Origin of the sequence: Luteolibacter flavescens (assembly GCF_025950085.1) — a bacterium.
GTDB classification, from domain to species: Bacteria; Verrucomicrobiota; Verrucomicrobiia; order Verrucomicrobiales; family Akkermansiaceae; genus Haloferula; species Haloferula flavescens.
On record NZ_JAPDDS010000012.1, the window covers coordinates 64604 to 77235 of the forward strand.

Genomic DNA, 12632 nt, shown 5'->3' on the forward strand with positions numbered 1-12632 from the left:
ATGAAGTTCAGCATTTCCAAAGAAGCCCTGCTCGAGGGGCTGCAGAAGGTCCAGCACGTGGTCAGCACTCGCACGACCCTGCCGATTCTTTCGAACGTGCTGCTGGTGGCGAAGAATGGTCGCCTGACCTTCACCACCACCGACCTCGACGTGGGCATCACCGGCTCGGTCGAGGCAAAGATCGAGCGGGAAGGCGCGACCACGCTGCCTGCCAAGCGCCTCGTCAATATCGTCCGCGAGCTGCCAGCCAGCGAGGTGGAGATCACCGTCGATGCCAAGAACATCGCCTCCATCCAGAGCGGCCCGTCCTTCTTCAAGATCATCGGCCTCGGCCAGGATGACTTCCCGCCGCTCCCGGACTTCGAGGGTGCGAAGGAATTCCGCATGCCGCAGCAGCTCCTCCGCGACGGCCTGAAGAAGACTTCCTACGCGATCTCGACCGACGAGACCCGCTACGTGCTGAATGGCATCTACACCTCCTTCCGCGATGGCAAGCTGACGCTGGTCGCCACCGACGGCCGCCGCCTCGCGATGGTGGAAAACGACCTCGATTTCCCGGCCACCCACGAGACCGACGTGATCGTCCCGACGAAGGCCGTGCAGGAGCTCCAGCGCCTCCTCGGCGAGGCGGGCGAAGTGCTCATCCGCCTCTCGGACAGCCAGATCTCCTTCTCCATCGGCGAGCACCTGCTGATCAGCAAGCTGATCGAGGGCAACTACCCGAACTACCGCCAGGTGATCCCGGGCGACTCGACCGAGCGCGTCGAGCTGCCGCGCGAGTCCACCCTCGACACCGTCCGCCGTGTCTCTCTCCTGTCCTCGGACAAGTCGAACTCGGTGAAGCTCGTCTTCGGCGAGAACGTCGTGGAAGTGACCGCCAACTCGCCGGACGTGGGTGAAGCCCGCGAAACGATGGAAGTCGCCTACGGTGGCAAGGCGATGCAGATCGCTTTCAATCCCGAGTTCCTGATGGCCCCGCTCCGCAACCTCGAGAGCGAGACCGTTTACCTTGACCTCATCGACGAGATGAGTCCGGGCGTCGTCCGCATCGATGGCAGCTTCCTCTACGTCATCATGCCGATGCGCGTGACGGGCTGATTCTTCGATCACTGACTCGATTTTCCCAAGCCCGGACGCCGCAAGGTGCTCCGGGCTTCTTCTTTCTCCGGGAATCTTTTTGTTCCGGGTTCTGCGGATTTCAAAAATAACGGCCCGCCCGGAGATCCGGACGGGCCGCGAAAGTCGGAGGGAGAGGCCGGTTACTTCAGCTCGCCCGCGGTCCACGGCTTGCCGCCGCGGTCCTTGTTGTCGTCGCGCACCTTCTTGACGGTGGACTCGGTCACGGCGGGTGCCTTGTTGCTCCACTCGTTGCGGACGTAGGTCGCGATGTCGGCCAGCTTCTGGTCGGTGAACATGGGATTCATCCCCAGCGACGGCATGTCGGCGGTCGGCGCGTAGTCCACGCCCGCGACCGTCACCGGGCCCGTCATGCCGTGGAGCATGATCTTGATGAGCACGTCGGGCTTGCCCGTCACCCATTCGGAATTGTCGAGCGGCGGGCCGAGGCCCACGACGCCGCTGCCGTCCGGACCGTGGCAACTGAAGCACACGGCCTCGCCGGCGAAGAGTGCCTTGCCGCGATTGAAGGACGCGAGTTGCTCGCCCTTGAGCGCCGGGCCGACCGGGCCCTTCGCCGAGGCATTCTTCGCGCCCTGGTCGAGCCATGCCATCAGCCCCTTGTCCTTCGGGTCGGCGAGCTTCACGAATTCCGCCTCGTGACCGTGCAGGCCGGAGACCGCGGCTTCTCTGATGAAGCGGGCCTTCGGCTCGTCCTTCAGCAGCGCGGCGAGGGCGTCGAGCGATTTCGCGGTGCCCAGCGAACCCAGCACGCGGGCGAGGTAGGGGGCGACTTCCGGTGCGGCGGGCTTGATCGCCACGAGACCGGATTCCAGCTTGGAAAGCTCCGCCGCATCGAGCCGCGTGCACGCCCACAGGGCGGACGCCTGCACCTTCGCGTCCTTGTCCTTCAGCGCGGGGATGAGGTGTTCGGACTTCAGCGCGCCCATGCCTTCGAGGGTCCAGAAGGCATGCACGCGTGCGACCGGCGAGCCATTGGCAGCGAGCTTGGCCAGCAGCGGCACCAGTTCCGCATCCTTGCGGTCCACCATTACGCGCTGCGCCGTCTCGCGGTGCCACGAGTTCGCGTGCATCAGCATCTTCACCAGGTCGAGACCCTTCAGGCTGGAGATGTCCACCTGCGGCTCCAGCTTCCCGGAAGTACTACGGATACGGTAGATGCGGCCGTGGCCGAAGCCCGGCTTGTCCAGCCCGCGCGACAGGTGCTGCTCGCGCAGGTAGCTGGTCTGGTAGGTCTTGTGCTGGATGATTCCGTGATACATGTCCAGCAGGTAGAGCGAGCCATCCGGCGCGGTGTAAACGTTCACCGGGCGGAAGCGCTCGTCGGTGGAAGCCAGGAATTCCTTTTCGCCGAAGGGGTGGCTGCCGCTCAGCTTGCCGTCCTTTTCCGCGATCTTGATGGCCTTCACGAGATTCACCGAGGACTCGGTCGAGAATCCCATGCCGTACCAATCCTTCGGCAGGTTCGTCCCGCGATAGACGGTCAGGCCGGCGGCGGCGGTGCAGTTGATCAGCTTGTGGGTCTTCGGATCGAGCGTCTGCTCGCCGTAGCCGTTCGCCTTCGAGAGATAGGCGCGGTTCACGCCGGGCGTCACGCGGATCGGCCAGGTGCGGTTGTTGCCCAGCCCCTCGGTGTCGTTGTACTTCATCTTCACCGCGGCATTTCCCTGCAGCAGGTTCGGCGCGAGGGATTCGCCGAACATGAAGGCGGAGTTGTGATTGTGGTAGAGGCGGCCCCAGTCGTCGCGGGCGATGCCCCACTGGCCGCGGAAGGAGGTGGGCTCGATCTCCCACTTGCCGTTCACGCGGCGGATGCGCTTGTCCGACTTCGCGAGGTAGAGCCAGTTGTCCAAGTTCGGCATCAGGCCGTTCGGCTTGTGCTCCACGTTGCCGCCGCCGTTGAATTTCGAATCGATCACCTCGGGCTGGCCGACCATTTTCAGGCCGTCGCGCTTCGCCCAGCAGAGCCGGTTTTCGTCGAGGAAGAGGATGCCGTCGTCAAACACGGCCACCGCGCGCGGCAGCAGCACCTTGTCGAGGAAGACGGTCTTCTTGTCCGCCTTGCCGTCGCCATCGGTGTCTTCGAGCACGGAGATGCGGCCTTCCGGGACGTTCTCGCCCTTGCCGTCGATGTCCGGCATGTAGCCGCGCATCTCGCAGACCCACATGCGGCCAGCAGCGTCGAAGTCGAGGCAGACCGGCTTTTCCACCAGCGGCTCGGCGACCACCGGCTCGATGACGAAGCCCGGTGCGATCTGGAAGCTCTTCAGCGCATCCGCCACGGACAGCACGGGGGAGGGCGGGACCTCGCTCTCCGGCACCACCGGATCCATCTTGGTGTGCTCCTTTCGATCGCCCTGCTGGGCGGCAAGCGGGAGGGTGCCGAGCAAGGCGGCGGCTAGAATTTGATGACGCATGGGTTGTCGGGTTACGGGTTTGCTTCCCCGACTTTTCCCAATCTGCGGCGGAAAGTCAAAATTTGTATGACAGCACGCAAAGACGGCTCTGACCGCCGGGGTGCCGTTTTTGACCGCCTGCTGCTACGAAGGCACCGTTGGCTGGGGCTGCGGGAGCGTCGCCAGCAGGGTCTTCTTCAGTTGCTCCCAGCGGACCGGCTTCCCATCGAGGAAGCAGGAGCGTGCGACAACGACGTTCACGCTGCCGAAGCCCGTGGCGAATTCCTCGCGGAGAAAGCGGGACAGCCCGTAGCTCTGGTCGATGCGAGACGAGACCTTCAGGTCCGGGGCTGCCGCCTGAAGCGCGGTGCGCCAGCGCTCGACGAATTTCGTCTCGATGTCCCGCTCGCCGGAGTGGAGGAGTTCCACGGTGGGCATGCCCGGTTCATCTTCTGCGCGTAGCGTCAGGTGCAGCGCCTCGCCGGTCCGCTGCTGCTCGGCGAGTATGCGCTGCTTCAGGGTATTCAGATGGGCGCGGTGGTGCCGCTCGTCGAGCTTCTGCTTCTGCTCGTCCGTGAGCTTTTTCGAGAAGCGGCTGAAGCGCTCGGGATCATCCGGATGGCGGGAGAAATCGATGAGCAGGCGGGTGATATCGCCGTGGGCGAGCAGGCTCCGCAATTTCGTCGCGAACGCCTGGGCGAGATTGAGCGAACCCGGTGACCAGCCCTCGGTGGAGCTGACGATCTCCTCGTGTCCGCGGAAAAGCTCCCGGTGCCACTCGGGAACGGCGGACGTGGCGGGCTCGCAAGACAGGACAAACATGGTGGGCAGAAGATAGCGCGAAAGGGATGGGCGTGTCGAATCACCGGCGATCAGAACGCGGTGCCGATGGCGAAGTGCCAGGTGCCGGACGACTCATTGCCGTCCTGGGTGAGATTGTGGCCGTATTCGATGCGGATTGGGCCAACCGGCAGGTCGATGCGGAGGCCCATGCCGACCGCGAGTTCCGGCGAGTCGAAGCTGAAGCCGTCTTCCAGCGCGGACATGCTGCCCGCATCGATGAAGCCGACTCCTTTCACCGGGCCGAAGAGGACGTGGACATACTCGGCATTCGCCACCCAGTAGGTGGCACCGCCGAGCGGGTCATTCGTCACGGAGCGGGGACCGAGTTCATTGTAGCGGAAGGACCGCACGGTATCCGCGCCGCCGGTGAAGAGGCGCAGGTCGATGGGGAACTCGCTGATGCCGGTGGAAGGGGAGAGCATGCTGGCACGCGCGCCCAGGTTCACCTGACCTTTCTTGCCCACGGGAATGTAGCTCGCGCCGGAGAGGTCCACGCGGAAGTAGCTCGACGAGACATCACCGGCGATGAGTCCGCCCTGTGCCGCGGCATTCAGGTGGTAGCCTTTGCCGGGAGTGACCGGATCATCGCGGCGGTCGTAGGTGACGTCGGCGCGGATGTAGTGGTGCCCGTAAACCGTCTCGCCGAGCTGCGTGACCGGGATATTGTTGCTGCTCGTGTTCACGATCGACGAGCCGAGCATGATGCTGGCGTCGAGATATTGGCCGAAGTCATCGCGGGAGAATTCCGCGGATACGCCGGTCTCGAATTTGTCGTAGCCTTCCAGGGCGCGGGTCACCGAGAAGAGCCGCAGGCCGAGATAGGTGTCGGTGTCGAAAAGCCACGGATCGGAAAGCCGGATATCCCCGAGCACGCCGCGCGAGCTGACTTCCACACCAGTGCTGAAGTTCCAGAGGTTTCCCCCGAAATTCCGGTCGTGGTATTTCAGGCCGAGCACGCCGCCTTCGTAGCTGCCGAAGCCGCCATAGACCGAGGCACCGCGTGCCCTGCCCTCGACGACCTGCAGGGTGGCGTCGAGCATGCCGTTTTCATCCGTTGCATTCTCGATGCGCATCGAGGCGAAGGCCCCGGTGGCGAGGAGCTTCTTGAGCCGCTTGTCGAATTCCTCCGCGTCGAACCACTCGCCGCGCAGGTCATCGAAGCGCTTCGTGATGCGCTCCGTCTTGGTTTTCTCCGTCCCCGCGACCAGCACTTCGCTGAGGCGCTGGCGCTCGCCGAACTTGATGATGAAGCGCGGCGTGAGCGTGGCGTCGCCGAGGATACGGTTCATCTTGTAGGTCTCCAGCGGATAGCCGGTGGAGCGGAAGACGCTCTCGATCTCGCTGCGCAGCGTGGTGAGCAGGTCGGTATTTGCCACCTTGCCGACATGCGGGGCGGCAGTCGCTTGGAGCCGGGCCATCAGCTCCTGCGGTGCGCCATCGAAGCGCGGCGCGCCGAGGTGATGCAGCGGGCCGGGAGTGATGCGGATCATGAAGGCGATCTCGCCATTCGTCTCGCCGCGCTTTTCCACCACCGCCTTCGCCCGCCAGTAGCCGCGCGAACGGAAGTCCGCCTCCAGCAGCGACAAGCCCTCCGGCACGTCGGCCTCGCGGAAGGGAGGCTCCTGGCCGGGGCGCAGCACACGCTCTTGCCCGGGCAACTTGAATAGCCGCGAAAGGCGCTCCTGGTCTTCCTTCTCGAAGCCGGGCACGGCCACGGAGCCGATCTTGATGCGCGGTCCTTCATTCACCACGAGGCGGATGGCATTGCCGGAAATGACGGGCCTCACGTCGGGACGCTGGAAGCCCTGTCGCTTCATCAGGTTCTCTAACAGGAAGGCCGCATCCGCCGCCCGCGAGGTGGACGGGGGCTTGGTCCGGATGAGTTCCAGCCGGTCGCCGAGCAGGTCGAGCGCTTCGCCCTCGCTCATGGAGTGCAGGCCCTCGATGCGGAGGTCCGCACCGAGCGACACGAGGCTGGAGGACGTCAGGCAAAGGACCGGGACCAGGACGGACCGCAGCCCTCCGGATTTCCATGTCCTGACTTCGCGTGTGAAAGCTTTCCTCATTTGAACCGGAGAACGAATGCGCCGAGGACGCGGGTGTTGCTTTGTTTGTCCACGGAGCCGCTGACGTAGATTTTTTCGGTCACCTCGATGGTGGCGGAATTCAGGCGCTTGCCGGTGAGCGGGTCGTCCTCGCCGATGCGGACGTCCACGCGATTGATGACTTCGAGCACCTTGGCGACCTGCTCGGCGAAGGGCAGTCGTCCCTTCCGCCATTCCTCGATGAGGAGCTGCGCGGCCTTCATCGTCGCGGCTTGCCCGTCCTCCAGTCCATCGGACGTGGTGCCGGTGGCGAGCAGGGTCATGATCTCGCTCTCCGGCAGCGGCGGATCCGAGGTCAGCGCGGTCTTCGGCGCATTCACCGGGCCGTAGAAATAGACGTTCACCTCATAGCGGCCGATGTTCGAGGTGCCGCGGATGTTCAGTTCGGGATTCAATCCTCCGGCCGATGTGAAGGTGATCGCGCCATTGCTCACCTTGAGGGTGCTGAAGGGCAGCTTTGCCTCCGCCTCGCCGATGATGGCATTTCCCTGTGGCTGGATGTTCGAGAGGGTGCCGCCGAAGCGGATGTTCGCGATGGCTTCACCCTTGGCCAGGTTGCCGCGGATGAAGAGCGGATCGCGCGTGCGGACCATCACGTCGAGCGTCCAATTGGCGAAGGGCTCGGGGAAGTCCGCCGCTTTTTCGTCAGGATCGATCGAGGGCAGGCTCGGTCGCGAGGGCGCGGTGAAGGGCACGCGCACCGGCAGGATCTCAAAGTCGCGGTAAAAGAGGCTGTCCACGATATCGACCGTTCCGGAGATGCCTGCCTGCTCGAGATTCCCGCGCAGGGTGAGATTCGCATCGGCCCGCACGATCATCGACTCATCGCGCTGGAGCGGCAGCGCGGTGCCCCGCAGGTTCACGTCAAAGGTGGGATTTGCCGCGTCGGCGAGCCCGACATTTCCGGTGCCGGTCAGGGTGCCACCGGCGGCTTCCAGCGAGAGGGTCTGCAGCCGGACCTCCTTGCCTACGAGTCGGATCAGCGCGTTCGCATTTGTGACCGGCGGGACAGGGGAGTCTTTCAAGGAAAAGACGCCTTGGGACAACCGGAGTTCCCCGGCGAGGTCGGGTTCGCCGATGGTGCCGGTCGCGGTGAAGTTCCCCTCGACCGTGCCGGATAGCTGGTCAGCGGTGGGGACGAATTTCGCGAAGGTCGCCAGATTGAGGCGGGGGATATTGGCGCGCGCCTCGAGCTTCTCTTTGAGTGCGGTTTCCGGATTCTCCGCCCACTCGCCGGGCTTGAAGGCGGTCTTGCCGGTGATCACGACGGGCTCGTAGCCTGCGGGCTTGATCTGGCCGTTTATGGCCAGCGTTCCGTCCGCGCCGTCGAGCGTGATGCTCGCATCCGTCACCGGCACGTCGGGTTGATCGGGCAGGCTCACGCCACGCACGTCTGCATCCAGATCGATCTTCGGAGCGGCGGGCGTGCCGGTCACGACGAGGCGGACCCGGCCGCTGCCGCTGGCGAGCGGCGATTTCTTCTCGGGCAGCCATGCGGAGAGCCGGGCGTGATCGATCCAGTCCGTTTCGAGGAAGACATTCAGCGGGATCTCCTGCTTGAGGAAATCCTTCGTGGTCTTCATTTCCTCCGGCACGGGGATCTCCGCCTGGCCGCCGACCAGCTTTTGCTCGCCATCCTTCCACTCGATGCGCGGGATCTTGAGGATCCGGTCGGCGAAGGTGGCGCTGGCATTGATGGTCTGTCCTTCCGCAATCGCGGTCACGTCATCGAGCACCACCTCCTGAGGCCAGTTGTAGTTGCCCTTCGTTCGGACGATCAGCGGCGGGGTGTCCTCCCGCACCATTTCGAAGGACGGGATGTCGAAAGTGCCGCGATGGGGCTTCGGGCCGAATTCCCCGCTGCCTTGCCAGGTCGCGGTGGCATTCATCCCGGTTGGCAGCGTGACGCCCGCCGGAGCCGCCCAGGCGGCAAGTCGCTCTGGCTGGAAGGCATCGAGCACTGCGGATGCCTCGTAGTTCTTCGCCGTCAGATCGAGCGCATAGGTGGCGCGCAGCCCGTCGGTGCCGAGCGTGCCGCCCAGCTTGCCATCGGGCGTCCATTTGTTCTCCCCGGCGAGCGATGGCGCGTCCTTCTCCGCGGAGAGCAGCCACTTTGCGGTGGCCGAGCGGATGCCTTCCGGGCCCATGTCCGCGGTGGCATCCAGTGCGAGCGACGACGCGGGCAGCGGCGGCGCTTCCTTCGGCGCGAATTCGAATTTCTCCTTCATTACCGCATAGATTGGCGAGAGCTGCGGGACCGTGGCCTTCGCGGTGGCTTCGAAGTCGGTCCACTGCCCGGCGGAGAGATTCCGCCACGTCAGCGCGGCATTGCCAGCGACGCTGGAATCGAGCGCCGCGAGCGAAAAGTTCACGGTGCCTTGGCTGCCATCTTTCTCGGCATCCAGCACGAGCGTCTCCGCCTGCCAGTCCTCATAGCGGATGGCCCCGATTTCCGCAGTCGCGGTGGCCTGCCATTGGTCGGGCGTCTTGTCGAAGCCCTCGATGCTCGCTTCCAATCGCCGGACGGTGGCCTCGGCGGGGAGTTCGAGCGCGAAATTCTTCACGGCTTCCTGCACCACCAGCGGGTCGCCCTCCAGCTTCACCGTGGCGGACGATTGGTTCCCGGCAAGGATGAGCCGCGAATCCTCGATCTGCACCACGCCCGTGCCGGAAATCTGGCCACCGGTGCCGATCTCCACCTGCACGTCGCGGACGCCGAGACGCGGGGTGACGTCGAAGCGATCCAGCGAAAGATCGTTTTCTCCCCACACGATCACCGACTCCTGCGCCTCGAAAGAGTAGCCGGAGGTGACGCCGAGCTGGCCCAGCGACAGCCGGAATTCATCGCTGCCCGGCGCATGGGAAAACGTGCTGGTATCCAGCACCACGAGGCTCTCCTCGCCGCGCACGAGCTGGAAGCGCAGGTCCGCGGCCCGCAGGTCCATCGGCAGCAGCATCGCGCGGATCTTTTTCAGCGTGGTCGGCAGGTCGTCGGGATTTTCTTCCTTCGGCCCGCCGCGGGAGGGCAGGGGATCGGCCGCGAGGTCGATGATCGCGTCGATCTTCTCCACCGCCACGCCGTCGAGTTCGCCTCGGACGATTTTCTTGAGTTGGTAAAGCGGGCCGACGGAGCCGATCTCCAGCTTGCGGATCGGTCCTCCGGAAACGGAGAGCCGTTCAACACGAATCCCGCCGAGCAGGGTGCCCTTGAGGTCGAAATCCGCGGTGAGTCCGCTGCCTTCGAGGGCCTTGCGCGCGCCGATCCCGCCGAGCCATCGCCAGCCCGGGCCATTCAGCCAGACCAGCCCGCCGGAGATCACCACGAGTGCTATCAATGACTTGCGGCCACGGCGGCGCTTCTTCTTCTGGGGTGGGGCGTCTCCGTCGGTACTCATGAATCGCAAGGCGGCGCATGATTCATGGCCCCCGACACCCGTGCGGTCAACGAAAGCTCTTTCCGCAGGTCATTTCTTCCTCTCCAGTCGTGGCATGTCCGAGCCGTCCCAGCCCTCTCGCCGCGAGCGGATCAGGGAGATTATCTTCGAGGCGGAGACGCCGGCGGGGAGGCGGTTCGACGTGACGCTGCTCTGGCTCATCGGCCTGAGCGTCATCTGCGTGATGCTGGAAAGCGTGCCCGCCATCAAGCGGGACTATGCCGGGCCGCTGCAGGTGGTCGAGTGGTCGTTCACGATCCTCTTCACGCTGGAGTATCTGCTGAGGCTCAGCGTGGTGCGCCATCCCCTGCGCTACGCGCGGAGCTTCTACGGCATCATCGACGTGCTCTCGGTGCTGCCCACCTACCTGATGGTATTCTTCCCGGGCATGCAGGCGCTGTTGGTCATCCGGGTGCTGCGCATGCTGCGGATGTTCCGGGTTTTCAAGATGGTGCGTCACGTGAATGGCGCCGAGCTGCTGGTGCGGGCGCTCTATGGCGCGCGGGCGAAGATCACGGTGTTCTTCTCCTTCATGGTGGCGATCTCGGTGATCGCCGGGACGCTGATGTACTTGGTGGAGGGGCCGCACGGAGACTTCACCAGCATCCCGACGAGCGTCTATTGGGCCGTCGTCACCATCACCACGCTGGGATTTGGCGACATCACGCCGGTCACGGCATTCGGGCGCTTCCTCACCTCCGCGCTCGCGCTGACCGGCTATGCGGTGATCGCGGTGCCCACCGGTATCCTGACGACGGAACTGGCGAAGCTCGACGGGGACGACAGCTCGGAGGCCTGCCCCTCCTGCGGGGTCCACGGGCACCTGCCGGACGCTCGATTTTGCCGCCGGTGTGGTGCTCCGATGAGCTGAATTATCAAGCTCTGGCGGTCGTCGCCACCGCATCGTCAATACGCCGTGCCTACCCCCGGCGGATTACTCCATCGATGTTTTGGCGGTAGGTTGACAAAGCGGGAGCAGCTTGACCAGTGTGTGAGCGCCGGGTCGTGCGACACGTCCCGCGTTTCTTTCATTCGATTTCCAAAAAGGCCCGAAAACCCGTGTTCTCCAACGAAGATTACTTGGCCGACCTGCTGGTGGAAGCCGGCGTGGTCGATCCCGACGTGCTTGATCAAGCCCGCAGCAAGGGCGGTTCCGTGATCGAGCGTCTGCTCAGCGATACCGACCTCTCGGAAAACACGGTTTGCGCCGTGCTTGCCCAGAATGCGGGCATCGAGGCGATCGACCTCGCCCAGATGACCCTCTCCTCGGAGATCCTGGGTGCCATCCCGGACGAGATCGCCCGCCGCTACAAGGTGGTGCCGGTCGCGGACGATGGCGTTTTCCTCACCGTGGCGGTCGGGGATCCTTTCGAGTTCGAGACGATGGACAGCCTGCCGCACGTGCTGCGCCGGGAAGTCAGCTTCGTCTGCGCGCCGGTCAATGCGATCGACGTGCTGCTCAAGCAGTTCTACGGAGCCACCGAGTCCGGATCGATGATCAATCCCGGCGGCCATGACGTGGAAGTCACCGACGGCGACGCGCCGATCATCCGCCTCGTGCAGAACCTGCTCGTGGACGCGATGAAGATGCGCTGCTCCGACATCCACATCGAGCCGCTGGAAACCTCCGTCCGTATCCGCAACCGCGTGGACGGCAAGCTGGTGATCGTGGACGAGCACCCGAAGAAGCTGCTCCCCGCCATCATCGCCCGTCTGAAGGTGATGAGCGGCACGATGTCCATCGCCGAGAAGCGCCTTCCGCAGGACGGACGTATCCAGGTGAAGACGGCGGAGAAGGAGATCGACCTCCGTGTTTCCTCCGTCCCCTCGAACCACGGCGAATCGATCGTCATGCGTATCCTCGACAAGTCGGCCCTCGTGCTCGGCTTGCCGGAGCTCGGGTTCTTCTCCGATGACCAGTCCACCTTCGAGAAGTTGATCGGCCTGCCGGACGGCATCATCCTCGTCACCGGTCCCACGGGTTCCGGCAAGACGACGACGCTCTACGCCTGCTTGAACGTCATCAACAAGCCGGACAAGAAGATCATCACCGTGGAAGACCCGGTCGAGTATGAGCTTCCCGGCATCAACCAGGTGATGGTGAAGACGGACATCGGCATGACCTTCGCCGCTGCCCTCCGCGCGATGCTCCGCCAGGCGCCGAACATCATCATGATCGGGGAAATTCGTGACGCGGAGACGGCGAACATCGCCATCAACGCGTCGCTCACCGGTCACTTGGTGCTTTCCACGCTCCACACGAATGATGCGCCCTCCGCCGTCGCCCGTCTCGCGGACATCGGCATCAAGCGCTTCCTCATCGCCTCCGCCGTCCGTGCCGTGCTGGCCCAGCGTCTGGTCCGCAAGCTCTGCCCGGTCTGCAAGCAGCCGCACACGCTCACCGACAAGGAAGCGCGCTCGCTGCGCTTCGACACCAGCCGCGGCGACAGCTCGCAGGTCATGGGGCCGGTCGGTTGCGACAAGTGCCGCCGCAATGGTTTCCGCGGTCGTATCGGCCTCTTCGAGCTTTTCCAGATCGATGACGAGGTGCGTCACATGATCAACGAGAACCTCACCTCCAGCCAGCTTCGCCGCCGCGCCCGCGAGCTAGGCATGCGCACGCTGCGCGATGACGGTATCCGCAAGGTGCTCGCCGGCCTGACCTCCGCGGACGAGGTCATCCACGTGACGATGTCGGACTTCGACTGATCCCAGGA

Annotated in this window: 7 protein-coding genes; 3 read left to right on the forward strand and 4 right to left on the reverse strand. The window is 64.5% G+C overall.

What is annotated here, in order from left to right; translation table 11 throughout:
• Positions 1 to 1098, forward strand: coding sequence for a DNA polymerase III subunit beta (gene dnaN, locus OKA04_RS18780; RefSeq protein WP_264502745.1), 1098 nt, complete (start codon positions 1 to 3; stop codon positions 1096 to 1098).
• Positions 1099 to 1259: 161 nt separating this feature from the next.
• Here dnaN and OKA04_RS18785 read toward each other — a convergent pair whose 3' ends face one another.
• The 4 genes from OKA04_RS18785 to OKA04_RS18800 form a co-directional block, all read right to left on the reverse strand.
• Positions 1260 to 3554, reverse strand: coding sequence for a DUF7133 domain-containing protein (locus OKA04_RS18785; protein ID WP_264502746.1), 2295 nt, complete (start codon positions 3552 to 3554; stop codon positions 1260 to 1262).
• Positions 3555 to 3677: 123 nt separating this feature from the next.
• Entirely contained in the window at positions 3678 to 4355 is a 678-nt protein-coding gene (locus OKA04_RS18790) for a hypothetical protein (RefSeq protein ID WP_264502747.1), read from the reverse strand.
• A 50-nt stretch (positions 4356 to 4405) separates the two neighbouring features.
• The gene (locus OKA04_RS18795) at positions 4406 to 6442 is read right to left on the reverse strand and encodes a BamA/OMP85 family outer membrane protein (protein ID WP_264502748.1); all 2037 of its coding nucleotides are present in this window, start codon (positions 6440 to 6442) and stop codon (positions 4406 to 4408) included.
• Positions 6439 to 9876 (reverse strand): translocation/assembly module TamB domain-containing protein, encoded by a 3438-nt coding sequence (locus OKA04_RS18800; protein WP_264502749.1) that lies wholly within the window; start codon positions 9874 to 9876, stop codon positions 6439 to 6441. Before OKA04_RS18800 ends, OKA04_RS18795 begins: the two co-directional genes overlap by 4 nt.
• Positions 9877 to 9970: 94 nt before the next feature.
• On the opposite strand from OKA04_RS18800, the gene OKA04_RS18805 reads away from it, so the two are divergent.
• Together OKA04_RS18805 and OKA04_RS18810 are read left to right on the forward strand one after the other, a co-directional pair.
• On the forward strand, positions 9971 to 10786 hold the full coding sequence (locus OKA04_RS18805) for an ion transporter (protein ID WP_264502750.1): 816 nt from the start codon (positions 9971 to 9973) through the stop codon (positions 10784 to 10786).
• Positions 10787 to 10974: 188 nt separating this feature from the next.
• A complete protein-coding gene (locus OKA04_RS18810; protein WP_264502751.1) occupies positions 10975 to 12624 on the forward strand; it encodes a GspE/PulE family protein in 1650 nt (549 codons plus the stop codon).
• Positions 12625 to 12632: the final 8 nt, after the last annotated feature.

What these genes read in the sequence shown, in the direction of transcription:
- dnaN (WP_264502745.1), top strand. Translation starts at nt 1, where the DNA reads ATGAAGTTCAGCATTTCCAAAGAAGCCCTGCTCGAGGGGCTGCAGAAG.
- OKA04_RS18785 (WP_264502746.1), bottom strand. Translation starts at nt 3,554, where the DNA reads ATGCGTCATCAAATTCTAGCCGCCGCCTTGCTCGGCACCCTCCCGCTT.
- OKA04_RS18800 (WP_264502749.1), bottom strand. Translation starts at nt 9,876, where the DNA reads ATGAGTACCGACGGAGACGCCCCACCCCAGAAGAAGAAGCGCCGCCGT.
- OKA04_RS18795 (WP_264502748.1), bottom strand. Translation starts at nt 6,442, where the DNA reads ATGAGGAAAGCTTTCACACGCGAAGTCAGGACATGGAAATCCGGAGGG.
- OKA04_RS18790 (WP_264502747.1), bottom strand. Translation starts at nt 4,355, where the DNA reads ATGTTTGTCCTGTCTTGCGAGCCCGCCACGTCCGCCGTTCCCGAGTGG.
- OKA04_RS18805 (WP_264502750.1), top strand. Translation starts at nt 9,971, where the DNA reads ATGTCCGAGCCGTCCCAGCCCTCTCGCCGCGAGCGGATCAGGGAGATT.